Below are 25453 nucleotides of genomic sequence, written 5' to 3'. Positions count from 1 at the left end.
GCAGCGGCGGGACAGGTAGTCCGCCGAGCAGGGCTTTCACCAGGTCACTGACGGTCTTCAGCGGTCCGGGCAGGTCCGGGGTATCGGTCTGGATCCGGTAGCGCTTGCCTGCGGCGACCGCGGCAGTCGTCCGGCCATGCTGCCTTTCATTCCTCACCTCCCTGGCCTCTGAGACCTACCGAGGTAAATCGATACCCGCCGTATCGAAGGAACACCACCCGATCACCGGTTTGAACCGTTTCCCAACCCTTACCTGCCGGATTCATTCCGAGTGAAGACTCCCATAATTGATTAACGTCGAAATCTTGTTCCTCCCCCTGAAGATCATCTTTCTCGCACTCTTTCATGACCACCCGTGACCGATCGACACGGCAGTGCGGTTCGTTCACCCACAGTGGTGTAACCGATGATCGTTTGGCTTCATCACTCCGTCGGACAAGCGTGTCGCATTGCGCCGCTTGGGCTGTCCCCGGCTTCACCTGCGAGCAGGGACATGGAAACGCACCCGGGGCGCGGGGAATGACGCGCGCCGGGTGCGTTCCGGTGGTGGGAGCAGCCTCTCGAAAGAGAGGTCGTTCTACTTGCGGAAGGCGTCCGCGACCTTGTCGCCGAGGTCCTTGTCGACGTTCCGCCAGTACTCGAAGACGCGCTTGAGCACCGGCTGCGAGACGTCGTTCGAAGCGTGGCCGATGATGTTGTTCGCGAGCCGCTCACGCTGCTCGTCGTCCATCACCTCGCGCACGAGTGTGCCCGGCTGGCCGAAGTCGTCGTCCTCGGCGTGGAGCTTGTACGCCGACCGGATGACCTCGTCCTCCACGCCGTAGCTCGACGCGGTCTCGGAGCCGATCTCCGCGCTGGCGTGCGGGCCGCCATAGGAGTTCGGCGCGTACACCGGGTCGCCCGGGTTGTTGTAGCGCATCGCGCCGTCGCGCGAGTAGCTGTTCACCGGGGACTTCGGCGCGTTGACCGGCAGCTGGGTGTAGTTCGCGCCGATCCGGTAGCGGTGCGCGTCCGGGTACGCGAACAGGCGGCCCTGGAGCATCTTGTCCGGCGACGGGCCGATGCCCGGCACCAGGTTGGACGGCTCGAACGCGGCCTGCTCGATCTCCGCGAAGTAGTTCGCGGGATTGCGGTCGAGCACCCAGCGGCCGACCTTGATCAGCGGGTAGTCGCCCTTCGGCCACACCTTGGTCAGGTCGAACGGGTTGAAGCGGTAGTCCGCCGCTTCGGCGTAGGGCATGACCTGGACGTACAGCGTCCAGCTCGGGTGGTTGCCCTTCTCGATGTTCTTGAACAGGTCACGGATGTAGTAGTCCGAGTCCTCGCCCGCGATGCGGTCCGCGTCGGCCTGCGGCAGGTAGCCGATGCCCTGGTCGGTCTTGAAGTGGTACTTGACCCAGAACTTCTCGCCGCCGGCGTTCTCCCACAGGTAGGTGTGCGAGCCGAAGCCGTCCATCTCGCGCCAGTTCGACGGGATACCGCGGTCGCCCATCAGCCAGGTGACCTGGTGCGCCGACTCGGTCCGAAGCGTCCAGAAGTCCCACTGGATGTCGTGGTCACGCAGGTGGTTGTCGGCCCGGCGCTTCTGCGAGTGGATGAAGTCCGGGAACTTGATCGGGTCGCGGATGAAGAACACCGGGGTGTTGTTGCCGACGAGGTCGTAGTTGCCCTCGGAGGTGTAGAACTTCAGCGCGAAACCGCGCGGGTCACGCCAGGTGTCGGGTGAGCCGTTCTCCCCGGCGACCGACGAGAAACGGGCCAGGCTCTCGGTGCGCACACCCGGCTGGAACAGCGCGGCCTTCGTGAACTGGCTGACGTCCTCGGTGACCTCGAGGAAGCCGTGCGCGCCTCCACCCTTGGCGTGTACGACGCGCTCGGGCACGCGTTCGCGGTTGAACTGCGCGTTCTTCTCGATCAGGTAGTGGTCCTGGAGCAGGATCGGGCCGTTGGCGCCCAGTGTCAGCGAGTCGTTGTCGCTCGCGACGGGGATGCCCACGTTGTTCGTGGTCGGCAAGGTCACGCAGGTGCCTCCTGTTTGGTGGTGGTACGTCCACTCTCTCGCTTATTCTGGAATCAGTCAAGAAAACACTGTGAATCGGGTGCTGCCGCCACGGCGAAATAAAGTTGCACACGCGTACCAAGTTGAGTTCTCATCGGACTTATGGCCCTCGCTCCGTACCGTCGCGTGTTGGCCGTGCCCGGAGTTCCCAGCTCGATGCTGCTGATGTTCCTGGCCCGGCTCCCGATGACGGCCATGGGCGTGACGATGACGCTGTACGTGGTCACCGACCTCGGCCGCGGCTACGGCGCGGCCGGACTGATCGGCGCGGCCACCACGCTCGGCAGCGCGTTCGGTGCGCCGCTCGTCGGCCGGTACGTCGACCGCTATGGGCTGCGGCCGGTGGTCGCGATCTGCGGGCTGGTCTCGACGACTTTCTGGATCAGCGCACCGCATCTGCCGTATCAGGTGCTGCTGGTGGTCGCGCTTCCCGCGGGGGTGCTGTCGGTGCCCGCCGGGACGCTCGCACGGCTGGTGCTCACCGCGCTCGTGCCGCTGGAGCAGCGACGGGCGGCCTACTCGCTGGACACGATCCTGGTGGAGGCGTCGTTCATGATCGGGCCGTCGGCCGGGATCATGGCGATCACCCAACTGCCCGCGGTCTACGCGCTCACCGGCATCGGAATCTGCTTCGCGCTTTCGGCGACGCTGATCTACCGGATGAACCCGCCGATCCGCGCCGAGGCCGACGCCGAGGTGTTCACCGGCGAGCGGCCGACCGTCCGGAGCTGGCTCACCGGACGGCTCGTGATGGCGATGTTCATCGCCGCCGGCGCGCTGTTCTGCCTGGTCGGCATGGAACTGGCCGCACTGGCGACGGTGCGCGCGAGTGGCGACATCGCCTGGTCCGGGCTGCTGATCACGGTGATGTGCATCGCCTCCGTCCTCGGCGGGGCGATACACGGGGCGGTCCGGCGGTCGCTTTCCCAGGGCACGCTGATGGTGCTGCTCGCGGTGCTCACGCTGCCGGTCGGGCTGGTCGACCACCCGTGGTGGCTGCTGGCGATCGTGCTCTTCCCGAGCAACGTGCTGTGCGCCCCGACGCTGGCGGCGAGCACGGAAACGGTCAGCGCCGCGGCGCCACCCCGGGTGCGCGGCGAGGCGATGGGACTGCTGGACGCGGCCGGCCGGATCGGGCTGGCGATCGGGAGCCCGATCATCGGGTTCGTGATCGACCACTCCAGCCCGGGCTGGGGGTTCGCGGCGTCGGCGGTGGGCGCGCTGGCGATCGCGTCACTCGGCCTCTTCTGGCGACGCTCCCGCACCCCTGCCGCCCCGGTACCCGCGCTCACCTCCCCCTGACGCAATTCGTCCTCTAGTTGCGGTGGTTCGCTCTCGAACTACCGCAACTAGAGGACGAAATGCGGGGTTTAGGCGCAGACCTTGCGGAGGGCGTCGACCCGATCGAGGTTGCGCTTGGTCCAGTCCGCGACCTTGCCCGCGTCCTGGATGTTCTCCTTCTGGACCTGCAGGTACGAGTCGGCCATGCCGGTGAGCGCGCTCGCCACGTTCTGCTCGCCGACGCTGGTCGCCAGCTCGCGCAGGCGCTTCTCCTTGTCCGCGGCCCGCTCCTTGATCGTCGCCGGGTCCGGATTGAGGTCGACGAGGCTGAGCGCCTCGGCGCAGGCGCCGACCTTCGTCGCGGCCTTGTTCGTCTGATCGACCGCGTTCGTGACCTCGCTGCAGCCCGCCAGCGCGAGTCCGGCGGCCGCCAGGAGCGCCGCGATTCCCAACCTCTTCATGATGACCAGAGTAGCGAGAACGTGGGTGGTATGTCGGGTTCCCGGCATACCACCCACGGTTCAGCCCTTCACGCAGACGACCTGCTTCAGGTGCGCGACCACCTCGACGAGGTCGGTCTGCGCCTTGATCACCGTTTCGATGTCCTTGTACGCGGCCGGGATCTCGTCCACCACCCCGGAGTCCTTGCGGCATTCCACCCCGGCGGTCTGCGCGACGAGGTCTTCTGCGGTGTACAGCTTCTTGGCCTTGTTCCGCGACATCCGGCGGCCCGCGCCGTGCGACGCGGACTGGAAGGACGACGCGTTCCCGAGGCCACGCACGATGTACGAACCGGTACCCATGCTGCCCGGGATGATCCCGAGGTCGCCCGAACCCGCGCGGATCGCGCCCTTACGGGTCACCAGCAGATCGACGCCGTCGTAGGTCTCTTCGGCGACGTAGTTGTGGTGGCACGAGATCGCGTTGTCGAACGTCGTCTGCGGGACGACGTCCTTCAGCGCCTGCTTGACGAGCGCGACCATGGTGGCGCGGTTGCGTGCCGCGTAGTCCTGCGCCCAGAACAGGTCTCGCCGGTACGCCCGCATCTCCGGCGTGCCCGCGACGAACACCGCGAGGTCCGGATCCGGCAGGTCCGCGTTGTGCGGCAGCTTGCGCGCGACGGCCATGTGGCGTTCCGCGAGTTCCTTGCCGATGTTGCGCGAACCCGAATGCAGCATCAGCCACACGCGGCCTTCGTCGTCGCCGCCCTGCTCGAGGCAGACCTCGATGAAGTGGTTACCGCCGCCGAGGCTCCCGATCTGGCGGGCGGCGCGGTCGTGCAGGTCCTGGACGCCGGTGTGCAGGTCACCGAACGACTTCCAGAACGCGTCCCAGCCACCGACACCGTGCACCTTCGCCGGGTTCACCGGGGTCTTGTGCAGGCCGAAGCCGACCGGAACGGCCGATTCGATCCGGCGCCGCAGCTTCAGCAGGTCATCGGGCAGATCAACGGCGGTGAGCGAGGTCCGCACCGCGCTCATCCCGCAGCCGATGTCCACCCCGACGGCGGCCGGGGACACGGCGTCGCGCATCGCGATCACACTGCCGACGGTCGCGCCCTTGCCGTAGTGGACGTCGGGCATGACCGCGAGGCCGTGCACCCACGGCAGATTGGCGACGTTGTGCAGCTGTCGCATGGCTTGGTCCTCGACCGAAGTGGGGTCTGCCCACATCCGGATCGGAACCCGCGAGCCTTCGACCGCCGTGTACATGACTTTCCCTTCGTGGAAAACGTTTTGTCGCCCATGAGGATGCACGGGCCGGACGAACCGGACAAGGCAATTACCGGGCTCCACAAGGGACATTCACGAACGTCCGGGTGGGCTGATGTTCGCCGCGAAGTCGTCGATCGTATTCGAAAAGCGCTCGGCTCGTTCGTTCTTGGCTGCTCAATCCCATGAACGCAAGGCCGTCTTCGCCCTGAGGAAGGAGCGAAGCGACGCGGCCGGCGCCGAAGAAGCCCAAGCTCAAGAGTCAGCGTGACGGACCTTGCCGTCGTCACAGGCTCCCCATCGCCCTCAGGCGCCCGCAAGTAGTCCTCTAGTTGCGGGCGCCTGTGCCGCGGAGCGTCAGGCGTTCGTGGCGACCAGCTCGGCGATCTGGACCGCGTTGAGTGCCGCGCCCTTCCGCAGGTTGTCGTTCGACAGGAACAACGCCAGGCCGCGACCGCCGTCGACGCCCGGGTCCGTCCGCAGCCGCCCGACGTACGACGGGTCCTGGCCCGCGGCCTGCAGCGGGGTCGGGATCTCCGACAGCTCGACGCCGGGAGCACCGGTCAGCAACTCGGTCGCGCGGGCCACCGAAAGCGCCTGCGAGAACTCCGCGTTGATCGAGATCGAGTGCCCCGCGAACACCGGCACCCGCACGCAGGTGCAGGACACCCGCAGCTCCGGGATGCTCAGGATCTTGCGGCTCTCGTTGCGGAACTTCTTTTCCTCGTCCGTCTCGAACAGGCCATCGTCCACAATGGACCCGGCCAGCGGGAGGACGTTGTGCGCGATGGTCCGCGCGTACTTCTTCGGCTCGGGGAAGGTCACCGCGGCACCGTCGTGGGTCAGCGCCCCCGCGTTAGAGGCCGCCGCGGCGAGCTGGCCTTCCAGCTCCTCGACACCGGCGAGTCCACTGCCGGACACCGCCTGATAGGTGCTGGCCACGAGCCGCACCAGGCCCGCTTCGGCGTGCAGTGGCTTGAGCACCGGCATCGCGGCCATGGTGGTGCAGTTGGGGTTCGCGATGATCCCCTTGCGCGCCTCCTTGATCGCCTCCGGGTTGACCTCGCTGACGACCAGCGGGACGTCGGGGTCCATCCGCCAGGCGGACGAGTTGTCGATCACCGTGGCGCCGGCCGCGGCGAACCGCTCGGCCTGCGCCTTCGAGGTCGAGCCACCGGCGGAGAACAGCGCGATGTCCAAACCGGACGGATCGGCGGTCGTCGCGTCCTCGATGACGATTTCCTCGTCCTGCCAGGAAAGTTTCGAACCGGCGGACCGCGCCGAGGCGAAGTACCGCATTTCGGCGACCGGGAAACCCCGTTCGGCCAGCAGACGGCGCATCACGCCGCCGACCTGCCCGGTCGCCCCGACGACTCCTACCCGCAAACCTTTCGGCATCAGCGACCACTCCCCGCGTAGACGACGGCTTCTTCGTCGCCGCCGAGTTCGAACGCCTCGTGGATCGCGCGCACCGCGTCGTCGAGTTGCGCGTCCCGGATCAGCACCGAAATCCGGATTTCCGAGGTGTTGATGATTTCGATGTTGACGCCCGACTGCGCGAGCGCCTCGCAGAACGTCGCCGTGACACCGGGGTGCGAACGCATCCCCGCACCGACGAGCGACACCTTGCCGACATGGTCGTCGTAGAGGACCGACTCGAAGCCGATCTCGCCCTTGATCTTCTCCAGCGACTGCACGGCCTTGGCACCGTTGGCCTTCGACAGCGTGAAGGTGATGTCGGTCCGACCGGACGACGTGCTGGACACGTTCTGCAGCACCATGTCGATGTCGATCTCGTTGTCGGCGATCACCCGGAAGATCCTGGCCGCGGCGCCGGCGGTGTCGGGCACGCCGGTCACCGTGATCTTGGCTTCGGAGCGGTCGTGCGCCACACCGGTGATCAACGCTTGTTCCACGGGGATCTCCTCGATAGAACCGGTCACCGTGGTGCCCGGCTTGTCACTGTAGGAAGAACGGACTCGGATCGGGACGCCGTAACGGCGCGCGTACTCCACCGAGCGCAGGTGCAGGATCTTCGAACCGCTGGCGGCGAGTTCGAGCATCTCCTCGTAGGCGATGGTGTCGAGCTTGCGGGCGTCGGGCACGACCCGCGGATCGGCGGTGTACACACCGTCCACATCGGAATAGATCTCGCAGACGTCGGCGTTCAGCGCCGCGGCGAGCGCGACGGCGGTGGTGTCCGAACCACCGCGGCCGAGGGTGGTGATGTCCTTGGTGTCCTGTGACACGCCCTGGAACCCCGCCACCAGCGCGATGTAGCCCTGGTCGAGGGCTTCCGTCACCCGGCTGGGGCTGACGTCGATGATCCGCGCGTTGCCGTGCACCGACGTCGTCACCACACCGGCCTGCGAACCGGTGAACGACCAGGCCTCCGCACCCTGCGCCGAAATCGCCATGGCGACGAGCGAATTCGAGATCCGCTCACCCGCGGTGAGCAACATGTCCATCTCACGTTCCGGCGGGGCAGGGTTGACCTGCTGAGCCAGGTCGAGCAGCTCGTCCGTCGTGTCTCCCATGGCGGAGCAAACGACGACCACGTCGTTGCCCGCCTTCTTGGTGGCGACGATGCGTTCCGCGACGCGTTTGATCCGGTCGGCACTTTCCAGCGACGAACCGCCGTACTTCTGGACCACGAGGGCCACGCCCGAACCTCCTCGACGGGCCGGGCGTGCTCCTGGTGGGCACCGAGGAGCCCCCGCGTCCCTTATGTGGGCGAAAGCCTACCGGGGTCACGCACGCCCGCCACCCTCGTAAGTGGTCCTGACCACTACTTCGAGGACTTCTGGAAGTAAATTTTCCTTAACACCGACGAAATAGTCGGAGGGCTTTCACTTTAGTGACGGAGAGCACCCCTTGTAGTCCATCCATGCCCCCGCCGCCGCCTCATCCGAGGAGCTTCGCTCCGCTGTATCTTCCCGAGCCATGCACAAACCCGCCGACACAAGTGCCCCGATCGCGTCGATCCTGGCCCACCGCTGGAGCCCCCGCGCCTACGACGAGGCCGCGATCGTCACCGAAGACCAGCTCCGCACGCTGCTCGAGGCGGCCCGCTGGGCACCGTCCTTCGGCAACACCCAGCCCGCGCGTTACCTGGTCGGCCTGCGGGGCACGCCGTCGTTCGACCGGATCCTGTCGACGCTCAACTCCGGCAACCGCGACTGGGCCCGTCGCGCCGGTCTGCTGCTGATCGGCGTGATGGTGACCACGAACGAGAAGGGCGAGGTCCCGTACGCCGAGTACGGGCTGGGGCTGGCGAGCGAGAATCTCGTGCTCCAGGCCGTCGAACTCGGGTTGATCGCGCATCAGATGGCGGGCTTCTCCGCCGAAGCGGCGAAGGACTTCTTCGGTCTTCCGGACGACGTCGTCCCGAAGATCGCCATCGCCGTCGGCTCGCCCGCCGACCCTTCGGTGCTCGAGGAGGACTGGCGGATCGAGCGCGAGAAGGCGCCACGGGAACGCCTCCCGCTGGCGGATTTCGCCTACTCGGACGCCTGGGGCACGAGCGCCTTCTCCGGTTGAGGGAGCCAGCGCAGGGCCAGCAACCCTAGGGCGACGTGCAGCAGGCTCAGCACCACGACGGCCGTGTGCAGACCCGCGACGAAGGCCGACTTCGCGTCAGCGGCGGCGACGGGCGCGATTCCGGGCACCTGGAGGGTTTCGTCGAGCGTCGGCGCGAGATCCGGTCCGGTCAGGCGGAACACCAGGGCGGCGAGCGAGCCCATGAGCGCGATCCCCAGTGCGTTCCCGATCTCGTTGCTGGTCTCGGCGATGGCCCCCGCCGCTCCCGCGCGCTCGGACGGCACCGCGGCGACGGCGGTGTCGGCCACCACGCTGAACGAGATGCCGTAGCCGACGCCCGCGACCACTGTCGAGGCGACATACCAGCCGACGCCGCCCGAGACGCCGGTCATGAGCAACAGCAGCAACCCGATGGCGATGGAGAAGTGGCAGCCGATCAGCGCCGTCCGCTTGCCGACCCGCTCGACCAGCGCCGGTGTGACGACACACATGATCGTCAGCACCGCCGCCCCGGGCAGGGCCAGCAGCGCCGCGTGCAGAACCGGCAGCCCCAGCACGGACTGCAGGTGGATCCCCGCCAGGTAGGCGGCCGCCGACCACGCGGAAAGGGGCAGCAACCCGGTGACGATCGCGATCGTGAAGACGCGGTCGCGGAACAGGGTGAAGTCGATCAGCGGATGGTCGAGCGTCCGCTGGCGGCCGGCGAACCACACCAGCAGGGCGGCCCCGGCGATCCCCGCGGAGACCGCGACGACGGACAGGCCGTCGGCGGCCGCGTGCTTGATCCCATAGATCGCCAGCAGCAGCCCGACAGCGGAGAGCGCCACGCTCACCACGTCGACGCGACCCGGCCTCGTGGTCCGTACCTCGCGCAGCAGAACGGGCGCGAGCAGCAGGAACACCACGATCACCGGCAGGTTGACCAGGAAGACCGAGCCCCACCAGAACCGCTGCAGCAGGACACCGCCGACGACCGGGCCGAGCGCGAAACCGGCGGCGAACGCGGCAGCGAAAACACCGATGGCCTGCGCGCGCCGGCGCGGATCGGTGAAAAGTTCGCTCAGCACCGCCAGCGCGGACGGCAGCAGGGTCGCGCCCGCCAGCCCCATGAGCGCCCGGAACGCGATGAGCAGTTCCGGTGTCGGGGCGAACGCCGCGCCCGCCGAACCCAGGCCGAACACCGTGGCGCCGATCATCAGCAGCTTCAGCCGGCCGTACCGGTCGCCGATGTTGCCGAAGGCGATCAGCAGCGATCCGACCGCGAAGCCGTAGACGTCGAGGATCCACAGGGCCTGGTCGGCGCTCGGGGACAGCGCCTGGCTGACGCGGGGCATCGCGAGGAACAGGATCGAACCGTCCATCGAGACCAGCAGTACCGGGCAAAGGATCACGAGAAGGCCGAACCAGGCTCGCGTGCTCTGTCGTGTCATGGGTCCGACAATGGGCCGGCGCCCGCCCGGCAGCCATCCCCGTGCGGTGGGTACACCCCGCAGGTACACCCACGCGGCGGCGCGGGAACCTAGGCTCGGAGCCATGGAAAGCCTCGGTCTGTACCTCAAGAGCCGTCGTGACCGGGTGACCCCCGCCGAGATCGGCCTGCGCACCTACGGCACTTCCCGCCGTGTGCCCGGCCTGCGCCGCGAAGAACTCGCCCAGCTCGCCGGGGTGAGCGCCGGGTACTACACGCGACTCGAACAGGGACTGGCCGAGACCGCTTCACGGCAGGTGCTCGACGCGCTCGCCCGCGCGCTCCGGCTCGACGACGTCGAAACCGGCCACCTGCACAATCTCGCCCAGCGGTCCGCGCTTCCCCGGCTTTCCGATCCCGGCCAGGAGGACCCGCACCCCCGGGTCCTCGCGCTGCTGGAGAACCTCGGCGAGGCCGTGCCCGCCCTCGTCTTCGGCCGTCGCGGCGACGTACTCGCGTGGAACCACGCCGGGAACGCGCTCATGGCCGAACACGTCTCGTTCGACGCGCCGCGGGATCCGGAGCGGCGCCCGTCCCTCCCGCGGATGTTCTTCCTCGACCCGCTCACCCGCGACCTGTACCGGAACCGGGCCGAACTCGCCCGCGTCCATGTCGCCTACCTGCGGTTGACGGCGGGCCGCTATCCCACCGACGCCCGTCTCGCCAGGCTCATCGGTGAACTGACCATGCGCAGCGACGACTTCGCGGCGCTCTGGGCGACCGGTGACGTCGCCGACTGCACCGTCGGTGCCATGCGTCTCCAGCACCCCACGGTCGGCGCGGTCGACGTCGACTACCAGGTATGGGTCCAGCCCGACAGCCCCGATCACCGGCTGGAGATCTACACACCGAAGGACCCGGGTTCCGCCGACGCGCTGAAGATCCTGACCCAGTTCGATCGCTGACCTGGGGGAGATGGGGGTTCTGCTTAGGCATTTCCGGAACGAGGCCCGCACCATGGCAGCTTGTGGCTCTATCTGCGGCGCCGCACGGACGGCGTCGCCGATGACGCCGTGGCGGTGCCCTACGGCTCGAACGGCAAGGCGTCTCCGTGGTGAGCCTGGTCGAGGCAGGCTTGTTCTACGACGTGCGGATCCCGAGAGAGAACGTCGTCAGCCTGCGGCACTCGAAGGAAAGCCACGACAACTACTACGAAACCAATCTGGTCGCGGAGCTGCGTGAACCCGTCACGGTGACCCGGCCGCTCAGGAAGACCGAGTCCGTCCTCGTCGTGAAGTTCACCGCCGACGACCCGAAGGCCGCCGTCGAAGCGTACGAGCGGCTCAAGATCAGCTGAGCTGAGTGCCCCGCCGCTAGCTGGAACCGCCGACGCGACGGATGATCTTGGCGAGGATCCCCGTGACCACCATCCAGAAGATCGCGGCGACGCCGTAGTTGATCAGCACCCGGAGCTTGGCGTCCTCGGGCATGAAGAGGTCCTTGAAGCCGAGGAGCAACCCGTCGGCCCAACCGCGCACGAACGACACGATGCCGTTGTCCGGATTGGCCTCGCCGATCACGAAGACGACGTGCAACACCAGGATCGCGGCGAAGATCAGGCCTGCCCAGCGGATCACGCTCGCCAGCACCCCGGCCGCGCGGCCGCCGCCCGCACGCCAGTCGACCTTGCGCTTGGTCTTCTGATCAGCGGTTTCCTTCTCTTCAGCGTGCTCGCCCATGCCGGGCAGTGTGGCACGCTCCCTGGTCCGATTGCTACCCGCGAGTAACCCGAATGGGCGCCACTCCGATCACGGTTCGATCGCGGTCCGGGTTTCCTTTCGAGAGATCTCGCGGTTAAGGTGGCGTCGTGGCTCGAGCTCTCCTGCTTCGCTGCCGCGACGGGGCCTGATCTGACCGGCTCCCCGTCGCGGGGCTTCGTGGTGCCGGTCGTCGCACCCGATTCTTCAGGAGAACCGACCCCTCATGAGTATTCGTAAGCCCACGCGTCCTGCCCCTTCCGAGCAACAGGCGTGGAACACCCAGCGCGGCACTTCGATGCCCGTACATCGCTATCGCCCCTGGTACGACCTGGTCGAGAACATCGACCTGCCCGACCGCACCTGGCCGGACAAGCGCATCGACACCGCCCCGCTCTGGTGCGCGGTCGACCTGCGCGACGGCAACCAGGCCCTGATCGACCCGATGTCGCCCGCGCGCAAGCGCAAGTTCTTCGACCTGCTGGTCCGCATGGGCTACAAAGAGATCGAGGTCGGTTTCCCGGCGGCCTCGCAGACCGATTTCGACTTCGTCCGCGAGATCATCGACGAAGGCGCCATCCCGGAGGACGTCAGCATCCAGGTGCTGACCCAGTGCCGTCCCGAGCTGATCGAGCGCACCTTCAAAGCACTCGAAGGGGCGCCGCGCGCGATCGTCCACATCTACAACTCGACGTCGATCCTGCAGCGTCGCGTGGTGTTCCGCGAGGAGCGCATCGGCATCACGAAGATCGCTTCGCAGGCGGCCGAACTGGTCGTCGAGTACGCGGCGAAGCAGCCGGACACCGACTTCCGCTTCCAGTACTCGCCCGAGTCCTACACCGGCACCGAGCTGTCCTACGCGCTCGAGGTCTGCAACACGGTCACCGAGATCTGGCAGCCGACGCACGAGAAGCCGGTCATCCTGAACCTGCCCGCCACCGTCGAGATGGCGTCACCGAACATCTACGCCGACTCGATCGAGTGGATGCACCGCAACCTGGAGCGCCGCGACTCGGTGATCCTGTCGCTGCACCCGCACAACGACCGCGGCACCGGCATCGCCGCCGCCGAACTCGGCTACCAGGCGGGCGCGGACCGGATCGAAGGCTGCCTGTTCGGCAACGGCGAGCGCACCGGCAACGTCGACCTGGTCGCGCTGGGCATGAACCTCTACAGCCAGGGCGTCGACCCGCAGATCGACTTCTCCGACATGGACGAGATCAAGCGGACCGTCGAATACTGCAACCAGCTGTCGGTGCACGAACGCAGCCCGTGGGCCGGTGACCTGGTGTTCACCGCGTTCTCCGGCAGTCACCAGGACGCGATCAACAAGGGCCTCGACGCGCTGAAGGCCGCCGCCGACAAGGCGGGAAGCCCGGTGGACGAGCACGCGTGGGAGGTCCCGTACCTGCCGATCGACCCGAAGGACATCGGCCGCAACTACGAGGCCGTGATCCGGGTGAACTCGCAGTCCGGCAAGGGCGGCGTCGCCTACATCATGAAGGCCGAGCACCAGCTCGACCTGCCGCGGCGGCTGCAGATCGAGTTCTCGAAGGTCGTCCAGCGCCACACCGACACCGAGGGCGGCGAAGTCGACCCGGCCACGATGTGGAACGCGTTCTCGGCCGAGTACCTGGAGCTGAAGACGCCGCTGGAGCTGGTCCGCCAGCACGTCAGGGACAACGGGGACGGCGAGTACGACATCACCGCCACCGTGCGGGTCGAGGGCGACGAGCACGAGGTCACCGGCCGCGGGAACGGCCCGATCGCGGCGTTCTTCGACGCGCTGTCGACCGTCGGGTTCGACCTGCGGCTGCTGGACTACAGCGAGCACACACTCTCGCCGGGTGACGACGCTCGCGCGGCTTCGTACATCGAGTGCGCGATCTCCGACCGGGTCTACTGGGGCATCGGGATCGACGCCTCGATCGTGACCGCTTCGCTGCGGGCCGTCGTCTCGGCGGTGAACCGGGCGAACCGGTAAGTCCACTCAAGTACATGAAGGCCCCATCCTTGTGCCCAGGTCAGGGTCCCGGCAAAGTCGAGGTCTTGCAGGTCCGGCGGCTCTTCGTCGCCAGGTGAGGCTGACGATGAAGGAATTGGGACGTTGGGTGTCCCAATTCCTTCATCGTCGCGGGGTCCCAACCGGTTGCGGAGCCTGGTCGACAAGGGTTCGGAAACATGTTTCCCTCAGGAACCCCAGCTCTTGCAGTCACTGGCGATGCTGGATGGGGGCCTTCATGTACTTTCACAGACGGGTGTGGCTCGACGGAAGACGCGTGCTTACAGCCGGATCATGCGTGCTTGGAGCCGGAAGACACGGTGCGAAGGGCTTTCGCCGCGGCCAGGACATCGGCCGGGTCGGTGCGGGTGGTGTAGTCCGGGTGCACGTCGATGTAGCGGATGACGCCTTCGCGGTCCACGACCAGGACGGTCGGATACGGCAGTTCCCACTCCGGCTCACCGTTGATCTTCCCGACGTCGCCGATGAGCGTGTCGAACGCCGGCTTCGTCTCCGGGGCCAGCCGGAACGTGATGCCGAGCGCACGCCCGAGTTCGTTACCCACGTCGGACAGCACGGTGAATTCAAGGTCCTTTGTGGACAGTGAGTCGTCCGGCAGTTGCGGGCTGACCGCGACCAGCTTCACCCCCAGCTTCTCCAGTTCCGGCAAAAGGTCCCGCTGATACGCGTGCAGCGCGAGGTTGCAGTACGGGCACCACGCGCCGCGGTAGAACACCACGACGGCGGGTCCTTCCGCGACCGGGACCTTGGCGCCGTTCGCGTCCGGCAGGGCGAGGTCCGGCATCGCCGTCCCCGGTTTCGCGGCCACCTCGGCTACCAGTCCGACGAACTTCTCGCGGTCGGCCTTGAGCACCTCGGCGATCTCCGCCGGAACATGGCTCGCGACGGATCCTCGCAGCTCGGCGAGGTCGGTGTCGAGATCCCCCATCATCAGCTCCCTGGGTTGTACTAATCGGTACAGTACGGCTGACTGTACTATTCGGTACATGAACGGTCAACCGGCGAAGACACCTCGCGGGCGGCTGACGCGGGACGCGATCGTCGACGCGGCGGCGGAACTGATGTACGTCAACGGCGTCGCCGGGACGAGCGTCGACAAGGTCCTCGCGGCGAGCGGGGCCGGGAAATCGCAGATGTACCACTACTTCAAGAACAAGGATCAGCTCGTCGAGGCGGTCATCGCGCGCTTCCTGGAAAACATCCTCGGCAACCAGCCGACCATCTTCGAACTGCACGACTGGGCCGACTTCGACCAGTGGGCACAGGAGATCCTGGCCATCCAGACGACGCCGAAGGGCCCGATCGCCTGCCCCCTCGGCAACCTCGCCGGCGAACTCGGGGACGACCCGAAGATCGCGCCACTGCTCGACAACGCCTATCGCGAGTGGGAGTCACACCTCGAACGCGGACTGAAATCGTTGCAGGAACAGGGAAAGCTCGCCGAAGACGTCGACCCGGCAAGGCTCGCGCAGGCCGCGATGACCTGCGTGCAGGGTGGCCTGCTGATGGCGCATCTGCGGCACGACCTCACGCCGATCGCCGACGCGCTCAAGATCGCGCTGGACCACCTGCGGGGTCACGCTCGCCCGTGAGCGCGGCGACCTCGTCGGCGAGCGCGTCGAGCACCTTCGACACCGCGGGCCGTGAGGACGCGCCGAGCCGGCAGACCGCTTCCACATGCCGCGCCGCCTTGATCCCGGCGAGCGGGCGGCAGACCAGGCCACTGCCCCGTCGAGTGTCCATTGTGTACCGGGGCAGCAGTGCGATCCCGTGCCCGGCGGCGACGAGCCGTTCGGTGATGCGGAAATCGTTGATCCGCTGGACGACCTGCGGACGCACGCCGGTGCGGATGATCAGCGACTGGAGGATGTCGTCGACCGGGAACCCGGCGTTGACGCTGATCCAGCGTTCGTCGGCCAGTTCGGCGAGTTCGATCCGGCGCCGCTTCGCGAGCCGATGCCCCGCGGGGAGCGCGACGTCGAGTGGTTCCCGCAGGAGGTGCCGTGTCTCCAGCCGCTCCGAACCGAGCGACGGCGCGTGCTCGTCCCGGTGCGCCACCACGATGTCGTAATCCGCGACGAGCCCGGGGACCTCCTGCGGGGTGATGTCGAGGTCGCGCACGATGACGTCCAGTCCCTCGAATTCCGCCGTGCGGCTCAGCAATCCGGGCAGCAGCATCAGCCCGGCCGACTGGAAGATCGCCACCCGGACCCGCCCGCGCGGAGCGCTGCGGTAAGTGTCCAATTCGGACTCCGCGCGGTCGAGCGCGGCGAGCACGTCGTCCGCGCGGGCGACCAGCGCGCGGCCCGCGTCGGTCAGCCGGAGACCCCGGCCAGCCGGTTCCGTCAGCGCGAGCCCGACGTCACCCTGCAACGCGCGAAGTTGCTGGGAAACCGCGGACGGGGTGCAGTGCAGCGCCTTGGCGGCCGCCGTCACGCTGCCGCGATCGGCGAACTCCCGCAAGGTCCGCAACCGGCCGATGTCCATACCGCCAGCATATGTGAAGTGAAACTGAACGGTCACTGAAAATATTGTCACTTGTCCTTCACGATATACGCCCGTAAGAGTGAAGGTATGCCCGCCCGCGACCGTTTGCTCGCCCTGCTCGTCGCCGTCCTCTGGGGCTGCAACTTCCTCGCCATCCACGCCACCCTCGGGCAGTTCCCTCCCGTCTTCGCCGGCGGCCTGCGTTTCGCGGTCATCGCGATCCCGACCATCCTGTTCGTGCCGTGGCCGAAGGTGAAGATCCGCCACCTGCTCGGCTACGGGCTGGGCTTCGGCACCGGGCAGTTCGCGTTCCTCTTCATCGCGATGGAAACCGGTATGCCGACCGGCCTCGCCTCGCTGGTGCTGCAGGCTTCGGCCCCGTTCACCGTCCTGCTGGGCGCCGTCTTCCTGCGGGAACGCGTGTCCGGACGGCAGCTGGCCGGGATCCTGCTCGCCGTCGCCGGGATGGCGACGATCGCCTGGCAGCAGGCCGGGAACGCCGTCCTGCTGCCGGTGATCCTGACCCTGCTCGGCGCGCTGAGCTGGGCGTTCGGCAACCTGAGCACGCGGCAGGCGGCACCGGACAACCCGCTGAACTTCGTCCTCTGGATGTCCGTGGTGCCGCCGCTGCCGATGTTCGCGCTGTCACTGGTCATGGAGGGACCAGAAGCGCAGTGGCACTCAATTTCCACTCTCGGTACCCCGACCGGGCTGATCGGCCTCGGCGGTCTGGCCTACGTCGTGTTGTTCGGCACGATCGTCGGCTCCGGGATCTGGACGTCGCTGATGCGCCGCAATCCGGCGGGCGTGGTCGCGCCGTTCTCCTTGCTGGTGCCGGTGGTCGGGCTGTCGATGGCGTTCCTCGTGCTCGACGAGCGGCCTTCGCTGCTCGAAGTCGTCGCGGCGGCCGTCGTCATCGGCGGGGTGCTGTTCGGGTCGGCGAAACGCCGCGTGCGCGAGCCGGACTTCCTCGCTGAAGCAGAAACACCTCAGCCCACTGGCATGCGGTGAGGCTCTTGGGCAAGGCGGTGGGCGCGATCCCTTCCGCTTTGAGCCACTGCCGCGTCTCGCGAGACGCGGCCAGGATCTCGGTGATCCCTCTGCCCCGTCCGGTGAACACCCGCTGGACGAAGTCCTGGTAGTGCTCACGGTCGGCGTCCGCGACGAGCGGACGTGTCCGGCGGGTCATGGTCAGCAGCCCGCCGTCGACACCGGGCCTGGGGCGGAACGCCGTCGCCGGGACCCTCGTGACCAGCCGGAAGTCGAACCACGGCCACCACTGCGCGGTCATCATGGTCGCGCCGCCGACACCCGCGCGGCGGCGCGCCACCTCCCATTGCACGAGCAGCACGGCTTCGGTCCAGCCGGGAGCGCGCAGGACGCGGCGCAGCATCGCGGTGGTCAGATGGAACGGCAGATTGCCGACCAGCACGTGCGGCGTCGACGGGAGGGTGTGCCGCAGGAAGTCCGCGGCGACGATCTCCGTCGGCGGCTGGACCCGGCTCGCGAGCTTGGCGGCGCGCCTGTCGTCGAGTTCGATGGCGGTCAGGCGCCTGCCCAGCCGCCGCAACGGAAGGGTCAGCGCGCCGTCGCCCGCGCCGATCTCGATGATGGGCCCGCCAGTGGCGGCGACGAGCTCCACGACGGTTTCGATGGTTTTCCGGTCGATGAGGAAGTTCTGGCCGAGTTCATGACGGCCAGGACGCTGTGTGCGCAAGGGATCTCCGCGGCTTCGAGGTGAGCCGGGCAGCCTGAAGCAGGCCCGGCGATGACTCGCTCGGGCGGCGGTTCCTTGCTGGAGACGCGGAATCCGCCGCTAGGCGCGGCGGGTCCGAGTGAAGGCGGAAGCACACATGGCGGCGAAAATACCCCGGCCCGGCGAGCTTCCGCCAACGGTTTTCTCCGCACCGATCCGGCTGGTGCCGGAGATCTCGACTGAACCGCACCGTCTTCGGCTGGGAGAGCCGAGGTGGACGCCGACGACCGGACGGAGTGCAGACGTACTTCGACAGAGTCAAGTACGCTTGATCTATGTCATGGACCGCGACGGACCGGTACCGGTTACGCACCGCCCCCTCGGGGCTGGCGCTCGTTCAGGACTTCCTCAACACGAAGGCGATCAAGACGCACGGCCTCGACCTGCTGAGCGAGGCCGACCTCGCGCGGCCATGGACGGCCGAGGCGCTGGCTGAATGGTCACGGACCCGAGACGCCGACGTGCCCGAGATCACGCTGACCGAGGGCGACCTTCGCGCGCTTCGCGACCTTCGAGAGTCGTTCGTAGCGCTCGTCGACGACGGCGACGCTTCGGCCGTGAAGCCGTCGAAGGCGGATCTGGTCCTGCGGGACGGCGTCGTCCGGCTGTTCCCGTCCGGCACCGGGCGGCACTGGCTCACCTCGGCGCTGTGGACGGAGACGCTGCTCGCGCAGCAGTCCGGGATCTGGCCGCGACTGAAACTGTGCCGTCTCGACGGCTGCCGTTCGGCGTTCTACGACGTCTCGCGCAACAACAGCGGGGTCTGGCACGACGTGAAGACCTGCGGGAACGTCGCGAACCTGCGGGCGTCGCGGGAGCGGAAGAAGGCGCTCAGCTGAACGAGGCCAGTGCCGACGGGATCGGGATGTCGCCACCGATGACGTCGAAACCCTGGTTCTCGGCCAACGGTTCTTCGAGGGTCGCGACCATGACGGCGGCGACGTCCGCACGGGAGACGCGACCCGGTTCGAGGTGACCGGCGATCTTGACGTGACCACTCGGCTGGTCGTCGGTGAGCGTGCCGGGACGGACGATCGTCCAGTTCAGGCTGGAGCGACGGAGGACGCTGTCGGAGATCTGCTTCGCCATCAGGATCGAGCGCACCAGGCGGTCGCCCTGATCCGGCGAATCGGCGAACTGCGCGGACAACTGCACGAACCGTGCGACACCCGCCTTCTCCGCGGCGCGGATCGCGGTGATCACGCCGTCACGATCGACGAGGTCCACCGACGCCTGATCCGGGTCGGGTGCGCCGATCGCGCTGATCACCACCTCGGAGCCGGCGAGGGCCTCGACGAGGTCGTCCGCGTCGGCGGTGACGTCCGCGACCACGGTTTCGGCGCCGAGACCGGCGACCTCCTCGGCGCGGCGACGGCTGCGCAACCCCGCCCGCACCTGATGTCCCCGCCCCCGCAGAAGCCGGACCACGTGAATCCCCGTCCGCCCCGAAGCACCCAGCACTGTGACCCGCATGACACCGAGTCTGCCCGAAAGCGGCGGTGAATGCCGGTCACGCCGCTCAACTACTCATGGGCGAGGGGTGAAGGGGACTTTCCCCGCATGGCATGCGGGGAAAGTCCCCTTCACCTGCCTCACGTACTCCTACGAAACGAACTACAGGATCTCGGCCGCCGAGCCGACGTCCGGCAGCCCGCCGAGGTCGGGGTTCAGGTCCCCGGAGTCGACGAGTTCCGCCTTGACCTCGTGCGGTTTGATCCGCCCGTCACGGATGTCCTCCGCGTAGTGGCAGGCGACCCGGTGCCCCGCGCCGATCTCCCGCAACTGCGGGCGGTCGGTGTCGCACAGGCTCTGCTGCTTCCACGGGCACCGCGTGTGGAACCGGCAGCCGGACGGCGGCCGGGCCGGCGAGGGCAGGTCGCCGGCGAGCAGGATCTGCTCCCGGGTGTCCTCCACCGTCGGGTCCGGCACCGGGATCGCCGAAAGCAGCGCCCGCGTGTACGGGTGCAGCGGGTTCTCGTACAGCGCGTCCGCGTCGGCTTCCTCGACCAGCGAGCCGAGGTACATCACGCCGATGCGGTCGGAGATGTGCCGCACCACCGCGAGGTCGTGCGCGATCACCAGGTACGTGAGGCCGAGCTTCTCCTGCAGGTCTTCCAGCAGGTTGACCACCTGCGCCTGCACCGAGACGTCCAGCGCGGACACCGGTTCGTCGGCGACGATCAGGTCCGGCTCGACGGCCAGTGCCCGCGCGATGCCGATGCGCTGACGCTGACCGCCGGAGAACTCGTGCGGGTACTTCCGCAGCGAGGACTCCGGAAGACCGACGTCGGACAGGAGTTCGCGCAGCCGCTTGGCGGTCGCTTCCTTGTCCTTGTCGAGGCCGTGCGCCTTCATTCCTTCCAGCAGAATGGATTCCACCGACTGCCGGGGGTCCAAAGAGGACATCGGGTCCTGGAAGACCATCTGCATCCGGCGGCGCGCCTTGCGCAGTTCCTCGCCCTTGAGCCCGGCGACGTCCGTGCCGTCGAAGACGACGTTGCCGCCCGTCAGTTCGGTCAGCCGGAGGATCGCCCTGCCCAAAGTGGACTTCCCGCAGCCGGATTCCCCGACGAGGCCGTAGGTCTCGCCCTTGCGGATGGCCAGGTCGACGCCGTCGACGGCGTACACGTGCCCGACCGTGCGGTCGACCACGACGCCGCGTTTGATCGGGAAGTGCACCTTGAGGTCGTTGACCTCGAGCAGCACTTCCCGCGTCGGTACCACTGAGGTCATCGTGCCCCTCCTCGTGCGGCCACGGCCGGGATCACCGGGTTGTGGCAGCGCAGCAGCCCACCTCGATCGGGGGTCAGCTGCGGTGAAACCTCCCGGCACACGCCGAGAGCGTTCGGGCAGCGGGGGGCGAAGGCGCAACCGCCGTCCCATGGGATGTTGTCGGCGACGGATCCCTTGATGGGGATCAGTTTCTCGCCGCGGCCCGCGTCGAGACGCGGGATCGAGGCGAGCAGGCCGTGCGTGTACGGGTGCCGCGGCTCGGCGAACAGCGCGTGCCGTTCGGCGCGCTCGACGATCTTGCCGCCGTAGAGCACGTTGACCTCGTCGCAGAGACCGGCGACGACACCGAGGTCGTGCGTGATCATGATCAGCGCGGTCCCGGTGTCCTGCACCAGTTCCCGCAGCAGCGCGAGGATCTGCGCCTGGATCGTCACGTCGAGCGCGGTGGTCGGCTCGTCGGCGATGAGCAGCCGCGGACGGCACGCCAGCGCGATCGCGATCAGCGCGCGCTGCCGCATCCCGCCGGAAAGCTGGTGCGGGTACTCGGAAAGCCGCCGCGCCGGGTCGGGGATGCCGACCTTGTCCAGCAGTTCCGTCGCTTCCACCGACGCCGCCTTGCGCGACATCCCGCGGTGCCGCTCCAGCACCTCGGTGATCTGCAGGCCGATCGGGATGACCGGGTTCAGCGAGGACAGCGGATCCTGGAAGACCATGCCGAGGTCGCGTCCCCGGCGGTCCCGCATTTCCCGGTCCGACAGGCGAAGCAGATCCGTGCCTTCGAACGACACCGAACCGCTGACGTGGTTGCCGCGCTTCGCGAGCAACCGCATGATCGCCAGCGACGTCACGGATTTACCGCAGCCGGACTCACCGACCAGGCCGACCGTCTGGCCGGGCTCGACGTCGAAACTGACCTCGTCCACCGCGGCGAACGGCTTCTCGCCACGTCGCTGGAAAACGACCTTGAGGTCGCGTACTTCAAGGAGAGCCATGAGAAATCACCGCCTGTTCTTCGGATCGAGGGCTTCCCGCAAGGACTCGCCGAGCAGCGTGAACCCGAGCGCGACCACGATGATCGCGATGGCCGGGTAGTACGCCAGCTCGGGGCGGATGTCGAGGAACTGCCGAGCACTGCGGCTCAGCATGATGCCCCACTCCGCCCGGTTCGGGTCCGGGTCGCCGAGACCGAGGAACGACAGCGCCGCCGCTTCGAGGATCGCGGTCGCCAGTGTCAGCGTGGCCTGCACGATGACCGGGCCGAGCGAGTTCGGCAGCATATGCCGCAACACGATCGTTCCGCGTTTGACGCCGAGCGACGTCGCCGCGAGCACATGGTCGCTACTTCGTTGCACGAGCATCGAACCGCGCAGCAACCGCGCGAAGATCGGCACGCCGACCATCGACACGGCCACGATCACGGTCCACTGGCTCGGCTTCTGGAACAGCGCGGCGACCGAGATCGCCAGCAGCAGCGACGGCACCGACAGCATGACATCGACCAGGCGCATCAGCACCGTGTCGACCCAGCCGCCGAAGGCACCGGCGAGACCGCCGATGATCATGCCGACCACGACGCCGATGATCGTCGCGAGCACACCGACCAGCAGCGTGTTCTGCGCGCCGACGAGCAGCCGCGAGAGGTAGTCGCGGCCGAAGTCGTCGACACCGAGCGGGAAACCGGCCTGCGCGCCGGGGATGATGCCCTGGCCGAGGATGACCTCGCTCTGCAGGTATCGCTCGTAGGGGTCCTTCGGCGCGATGAACGGCGCCAGGATCGCCACCAGGAGGAACAGTCCGGTGATCACGGCGCCGGTGATGGCCACCGGGCTCCGCACCATCCGGCGCATCGCCTCGCCACCGAGGCTGTGCCCCTTCGCCGACGACGCGGCGAGCTTGTCGATCGGCTCCTTCTTCTTGTTCAGCAAAGTGTTCATCGGACACGCACCCTCGGGTCGATGAGCCCGTACGAGACGTCGACCAGCATGTTCACCAGGACATACACGAGCGCGCCGAACAGCAGCAGCGCCTGCAGTCGCGGGTAGTCACGCCGTTCGATGCCTTCGGCGAGCAGGAAGCCGAGGCCGCGGAAGTTGAACACCCGCTCGGTCAGCACCGCACCACCGAGCAGCGCGCCGGTCTGCAGGCCGATGGTGGTGACCACCGGCAGCAGGCCGTTGCGGAGCACGTGACGACGCCGGACGACCGGCTGGGTGAGGCCCTTCGAGTTGGCCGTGCGGATGAAGTCCTCGTTCAGCACGTCCAGCACCGACGCGCGGGTGATCCGGACGATCACCGCGAGCGGGATGGTGGCCAGCGCGAACGCGGGGAGGACCAGATGGAGGATGGCGTCCCAGGCGGCGTCCCATTCCTGGGTGATGATGCCGTCGAAGACCGCGAAACCGGTGATGGTGGTGGCGTCGAGCCCTGCCATCTGACGCCCCTGTGAAGGAAGTCCCAGCGGGGCGGCGAGCACGTCCTGCATCATGTAACCGAGGAAGAACACCGGTACGGCGACGCCGACCAGGGTGAGCACGATGATGACGTTGTCGACGGCCCCGCCGCGGAATTGGGCGGCCAGGTAGCCGAACGGGATACCGAGGCCCACCGCGATGAGCATCGCGCAGAAGCCCAGTTCGAGAGTGGCGGGAAGGAAGTTCCCGATCTCCGACATGACCGGCTGGGCGGAGACCAGCGAGTTGCCGAAGTCGCCGGTGATGGCCCGGCCGAGGAATTTGAAGTACTGGACGAAGATCGGATCGTCGAGGCCGAGAATCCGGTTGAGGTCGGCGATCTTCTCCGGCGTCGCTTTGTCACCCAGCAGGGCGCCGGCGGGGCCACCGGGCAGTGACCGGAGCCAGGCGAAGATCAAAATGGACAGGATCAGGAGCGTCGGTATCGCTTGTAGCAGCCGACGCACGAGAAAACGGAGCACGTGCGTTCCTTTGTTGCCAGCCCGGGAATGGGCCGCAGGGGGTGGGCGCGGTAGCGCCCACCCCCTGAAGCCGTCAGTGGTGGTGGATCAGTTGACCGTGACGGTGTAGAAACGCTCGTCGGTCAGCGGGCTGGCCACCAGGCCCTTCACCTTCGGGCCGACGACGATCGCCGGGGGGCCGTAGGAGATGGGGATGGCGGGCAGGTAATCCATGATCTGCTTGTTCACTTCCTGGTACGCCTTGGTGTGCGCCTCACCGGCGGGCGCGGCGTCGGCGGCGGCGAGGGCGCTGAAGAGTTCGGGGTTGGTGAAGCCGAACTCCGCCTTCTCGCGGCCGAAGAAGGTACCGACGAAGTTACCGGCGTCGTTGTAGTCACCGGTCCAGCCGAGCAGGTGGACGTCGTGCTCGCCACGCTTCTGCACGGCGTCCTTGTAGCCACCGTTCCACGGCTGGGCGATCGGCTCGACCTTGATGCCGATCTTCTTCATGTCCTCGGACAGCGAGGTGAAGATGTCCGCCGGGTTCGGCATGTACGGCCGGGTGACCTCGGTCGGGTAGTAGAACTTCAGCGTCATACCCTCGGCGCCGGCTTCCTTCAGCAGGGCCTTGGCCTTCTCCGCGTCGTACGGGTACTTCGTGACGTTGTCGTTGTAACCGTCGATCGCCTTCGGCACGAACTGGGTCGCGGTCTCGGCGCCCTCGGGGAGCTTCGACTTCACGAACTGTTCCCGGTTGAGGCCGTAGGCCAGCGCCTGGCGAACCTTGAGGTCCTTCAGCTTCGGGTTGTTCTTCTGGTTGATGCCCATGTAAAGGACGTTGAACGACGGGCGGATGAGCACCTGCTCACCGTCGTTGCGCAGCAGGCCGTAGTCCGCGGGCGACGGGTAGTCGAAGCCCTGGATGTCGCCGGCCTTCAGCGCCTGCTTGCGGGCGTTCTCGTCCGGGATGACCTTGAAGACCAGCTTGTCGAGCTTGGCCGTCTGGGTCGGGGAGTCGGTCGCCTTCGACAGCGTGATCTCGCCCTTGGCCTGGTCCCAGCTGTCGAACTTGAACGGGCCGGTGCCGGTCGGGTGCTGCAGCGCGTACTCCGGGTAGGAGAACGAGTCACCACTTTGGGTGACGTTGTCCGCGTTGTACTTCTTCAGCGCGTCCGGGCTCTGCATCGAGAACGACGGCAGCGTGAAGGCCGCCGGGAACGCGCCCTTGGCCTTGTTCAGGTTCAGGATCGCGGTCGACTCGTCCTTGGCCTGGCAGTCCTTGAACACCGGGGCGCCGGAAGCGTCACCCTCGTTCTTGGCGAAGCCCTCGAAGACGTCGCCGTAGTAGATCATCTGGCTCTGGGCGGCGGCGCCCTTCATGTTGAACATGCGGTTGAAGTTGAAGCAGACCGCTTCGGCGTTGAACGGGGTGCCGTCGTGGAACTTCACGCCCTTCTTCAGGGAGAAGGTCCACGTCTTGCCTTCGTTGCTGCCTTCCCACTTCTCCGCCAGGCCGGGCTCGAGGTCCGCGGTACCCGGTTTGTTCATGATCAGGGTGTCCATCATCTGGCGGATGATGCGGAAGGTCTCACCGTCGTCGTTGAAAAGCGGGTCGAACGTCTTCGGGTTACCGGCGGCGCCGAAGACCATGGTGCCTCCCGAGCCACCCCCTGCGCCTTCTTCACGCTTCGAATCGGCACAGGCGGAAATGGAGACCGCGAGTGCGCCGGCAAGCCCGATCAGGGCCACACGGCGTGCTCGGGTCGCCCGCAGTTGCTGCATCTGG

At 67.5% G+C, this 25453-nt stretch carries 26 protein-coding genes; 9 read left to right on the top strand and 17 right to left on the bottom strand.

Features of this window, described 5'->3' with window-relative positions; translation table 11 throughout:
- Nucleotides 1-146 precede the first annotated feature (146 nt).
- Together ACM6LU_RS08435 and ACM6LU_RS08430 are read right to left on the bottom strand one after the other, a co-directional pair.
- Nucleotides 147-389 (bottom strand): hypothetical protein, encoded by a 243-nt coding sequence (locus ACM6LU_RS08435; RefSeq protein WP_414937137.1) that lies wholly within the window; start codon nt 387-389, stop codon nt 147-149.
- 188 nt (nt 390-577) lie between these two features.
- A complete protein-coding gene (locus ACM6LU_RS08430) occupies nt 578-2020 on the bottom strand; it encodes a catalase (RefSeq protein WP_414936963.1) in 1443 nt (480 codons plus the stop codon).
- Nucleotides 2021-2215: 195 nt separating this feature from the next.
- On the opposite strand from ACM6LU_RS08430, the gene ACM6LU_RS08425 reads away from it, so the two are divergent.
- Entirely contained in the window at nt 2216-3361 is a 1146-nt protein-coding gene (locus tag ACM6LU_RS08425) for an MFS transporter (protein ID WP_414937130.1), read from the top strand.
- Between the two features lie 68 nt (nt 3362-3429).
- On the opposite strand, the gene ACM6LU_RS08420 is transcribed toward ACM6LU_RS08425, so the two are convergent.
- Together ACM6LU_RS08420 and ACM6LU_RS08415 are read right to left on the bottom strand one after the other, a co-directional pair.
- Nucleotides 3430-3801, bottom strand: a complete 372-nt coding sequence (locus ACM6LU_RS08420; protein WP_414936962.1) for a hypothetical protein — start codon at nt 3799-3801, stop codon at nt 3430-3432.
- A 60-nt stretch (nt 3802-3861) separates the two neighbouring features.
- The gene (locus tag ACM6LU_RS08415; protein ID WP_414936961.1) at nt 3862-5052 is read right to left on the bottom strand and encodes an RtcB family protein; all 1191 of its coding nucleotides are present in this window, start codon (nt 5050-5052) and stop codon (nt 3862-3864) included.
- A 115-nt stretch (nt 5053-5167) separates the two neighbouring features.
- Between ACM6LU_RS08415 and ACM6LU_RS08410 the strand changes: the two genes are divergently transcribed.
- Entirely contained in the window at nt 5168-5323 is a 156-nt protein-coding gene (locus ACM6LU_RS08410; RefSeq protein ID WP_414936960.1) for a hypothetical protein, read from the top strand.
- 86 nt (nt 5324-5409) lie between these two features.
- Here ACM6LU_RS08410 and ACM6LU_RS08405 read toward each other — a convergent pair whose 3' ends face one another.
- Entirely contained in the window at nt 5410-6450 is a 1041-nt protein-coding gene (locus tag ACM6LU_RS08405; RefSeq protein ID WP_414936959.1) for an aspartate-semialdehyde dehydrogenase, read from the bottom strand.
- Entirely contained in the window at nt 6450-7715 is a 1266-nt protein-coding gene (locus ACM6LU_RS08400) for an aspartate kinase (RefSeq protein ID WP_093932313.1), read from the bottom strand. Before ACM6LU_RS08400 ends, ACM6LU_RS08405 begins: the two co-directional genes overlap by 1 nt.
- Nucleotides 7716-7995: 280 nt before the next feature.
- Here ACM6LU_RS08400 and ACM6LU_RS08395 point away from each other — a divergent pair, with 280 nt between their 5' ends.
- Nucleotides 7996-8592, top strand: a complete 597-nt coding sequence (locus ACM6LU_RS08395) for a nitroreductase family protein (RefSeq protein ID WP_414936958.1) — start codon at nt 7996-7998, stop codon at nt 8590-8592.
- Here the strand turns inward: ACM6LU_RS08395 and ACM6LU_RS08390 are convergent.
- Entirely contained in the window at nt 8553-10022 is a 1470-nt protein-coding gene (locus ACM6LU_RS08390; protein ID WP_414936957.1) for an MFS transporter, read from the bottom strand. The genes ACM6LU_RS08395 and ACM6LU_RS08390 overlap by 40 nt on opposite strands.
- 103 nt (nt 10023-10125) lie before the next feature.
- Here ACM6LU_RS08390 and ACM6LU_RS08385 point away from each other — a divergent pair, with 103 nt between their 5' ends.
- Together ACM6LU_RS08385 and ACM6LU_RS08380 are read left to right on the top strand one after the other, a co-directional pair.
- Complete coding sequence (locus ACM6LU_RS08385; protein WP_414936956.1) at nt 10126-10965, top strand: helix-turn-helix transcriptional regulator; 840 nt, start codon at nt 10126-10128, stop codon at nt 10963-10965.
- A gap of 146 nt (nt 10966-11111) precedes the next feature.
- Nucleotides 11112-11357 carry a hypothetical protein gene (locus ACM6LU_RS08380; RefSeq protein ID WP_414936955.1) on the top strand — a complete coding sequence of 82 codons (246 nt, stop codon included), beginning with the start codon at nt 11112-11114 and terminating at the stop codon, nt 11355-11357.
- 16 nt (nt 11358-11373) lie between these two features.
- Here ACM6LU_RS08380 and ACM6LU_RS08375 read toward each other — a convergent pair whose 3' ends face one another.
- Nucleotides 11374-11739 carry a hypothetical protein gene (locus ACM6LU_RS08375; protein WP_414936954.1) on the bottom strand — a complete coding sequence of 122 codons (366 nt, stop codon included), beginning with the start codon at nt 11737-11739 and terminating at the stop codon, nt 11374-11376.
- A gap of 244 nt (nt 11740-11983) precedes the next feature.
- Between ACM6LU_RS08375 and leuA the strand changes: the two genes are divergently transcribed.
- A complete protein-coding gene (leuA, locus tag ACM6LU_RS08370) occupies nt 11984-13741 on the top strand; it encodes a 2-isopropylmalate synthase (protein WP_414936953.1) in 1758 nt (585 codons plus the stop codon).
- A 310-nt stretch (nt 13742-14051) separates the two neighbouring features.
- Here the strand turns inward: leuA and ACM6LU_RS08365 are convergent, their stop codons facing one another.
- Complete coding sequence (locus ACM6LU_RS08365; protein WP_414936952.1) at nt 14052-14708, bottom strand: peroxiredoxin-like family protein; 657 nt, start codon at nt 14706-14708, stop codon at nt 14052-14054.
- A 58-nt stretch (nt 14709-14766) separates the two neighbouring features.
- Between ACM6LU_RS08365 and ACM6LU_RS08360 the strand changes: the two genes are divergently transcribed.
- Nucleotides 14767-15372 carry a TetR/AcrR family transcriptional regulator gene (locus ACM6LU_RS08360; protein WP_414936951.1) on the top strand — a complete coding sequence of 202 codons (606 nt, stop codon included), beginning with the start codon at nt 14767-14769 and terminating at the stop codon, nt 15370-15372.
- On the opposite strand, the gene ACM6LU_RS08355 is transcribed toward ACM6LU_RS08360, so the two are convergent.
- On the bottom strand, nt 15329-16267 hold the full coding sequence (locus ACM6LU_RS08355; protein WP_414936950.1) for a LysR family transcriptional regulator: 939 nt from the start codon (nt 16265-16267) through the stop codon (nt 15329-15331). The two genes, ACM6LU_RS08360 and ACM6LU_RS08355, sit on opposite strands and share 44 nt — an antisense overlap.
- Before the next feature lie 87 nt (nt 16268-16354).
- Here ACM6LU_RS08355 and ACM6LU_RS08350 point away from each other — a divergent pair, with 87 nt between their 5' ends.
- Nucleotides 16355-17278 (top strand): EamA family transporter, encoded by a 924-nt coding sequence (locus ACM6LU_RS08350; protein WP_414936949.1) that lies wholly within the window; start codon nt 16355-16357, stop codon nt 17276-17278.
- Here the strand turns inward: ACM6LU_RS08350 and erm are convergent.
- A complete protein-coding gene (erm, locus tag ACM6LU_RS08345; RefSeq protein ID WP_414936948.1) occupies nt 17181-17984 on the bottom strand; it encodes a 23S ribosomal RNA methyltransferase Erm in 804 nt (267 codons plus the stop codon). The genes ACM6LU_RS08350 and erm overlap by 98 nt on opposite strands.
- 314 nt (nt 17985-18298) lie before the next feature.
- On the opposite strand from erm, the gene ACM6LU_RS08340 reads away from it, so the two are divergent.
- Nucleotides 18299-18862, top strand: coding sequence for a CGNR zinc finger domain-containing protein (locus ACM6LU_RS08340; RefSeq protein WP_414936947.1), 564 nt, complete (start codon nt 18299-18301; stop codon nt 18860-18862).
- On the opposite strand, the gene ACM6LU_RS08335 is transcribed toward ACM6LU_RS08340, so the two are convergent.
- The 6 genes from ACM6LU_RS08335 to ACM6LU_RS08310 all read right to left on the bottom strand — a co-directional run bounded on the left by ACM6LU_RS08335 (nt 18855) and on the right by ACM6LU_RS08310 (nt 25317).
- The gene (locus ACM6LU_RS08335; RefSeq protein ID WP_414936946.1) at nt 18855-19496 is read right to left on the bottom strand and encodes an SDR family oxidoreductase; all 642 of its coding nucleotides are present in this window, start codon (nt 19494-19496) and stop codon (nt 18855-18857) included. The genes ACM6LU_RS08340 and ACM6LU_RS08335 overlap by 8 nt on opposite strands.
- Before the next feature lie 141 nt (nt 19497-19637).
- Nucleotides 19638-20756, bottom strand: a complete 1119-nt coding sequence (locus ACM6LU_RS08330; RefSeq protein WP_414936945.1) for an ABC transporter ATP-binding protein — start codon at nt 20754-20756, stop codon at nt 19638-19640.
- The gene (locus ACM6LU_RS08325; protein WP_414936944.1) at nt 20753-21748 is read right to left on the bottom strand and encodes an ABC transporter ATP-binding protein; all 996 of its coding nucleotides are present in this window, start codon (nt 21746-21748) and stop codon (nt 20753-20755) included. The genes ACM6LU_RS08330 and ACM6LU_RS08325 overlap by 4 nt, the downstream gene beginning before the upstream one ends.
- A 6-nt stretch (nt 21749-21754) precedes the next feature.
- Nucleotides 21755-22690 (bottom strand): ABC transporter permease, encoded by a 936-nt coding sequence (locus ACM6LU_RS08320; RefSeq protein WP_414936943.1) that lies wholly within the window; start codon nt 22688-22690, stop codon nt 21755-21757.
- Entirely contained in the window at nt 22687-23688 is a 1002-nt protein-coding gene (locus ACM6LU_RS08315; RefSeq protein WP_414936942.1) for an ABC transporter permease, read from the bottom strand. The genes ACM6LU_RS08320 and ACM6LU_RS08315 overlap by 4 nt, the downstream gene beginning before the upstream one ends.
- Before the next feature lie 87 nt (nt 23689-23775).
- A complete protein-coding gene (locus tag ACM6LU_RS08310) occupies nt 23776-25317 on the bottom strand; it encodes an ABC transporter substrate-binding protein (RefSeq protein WP_414937129.1) in 1542 nt (513 codons plus the stop codon).
- Nucleotides 25318-25453: the final 136 nt, after the last annotated feature.

Origin of the sequence: Amycolatopsis sp. cmx-11-51, assembly GCF_047608665.1 — a bacterium.
GTDB lineage: Bacteria > Actinomycetota > Actinomycetes > Mycobacteriales > Pseudonocardiaceae > Amycolatopsis.
The sequence above is the reverse complement of the archived record's forward strand: the minus strand, read 5'-3'. Positions and strand labels throughout refer to the sequence as shown.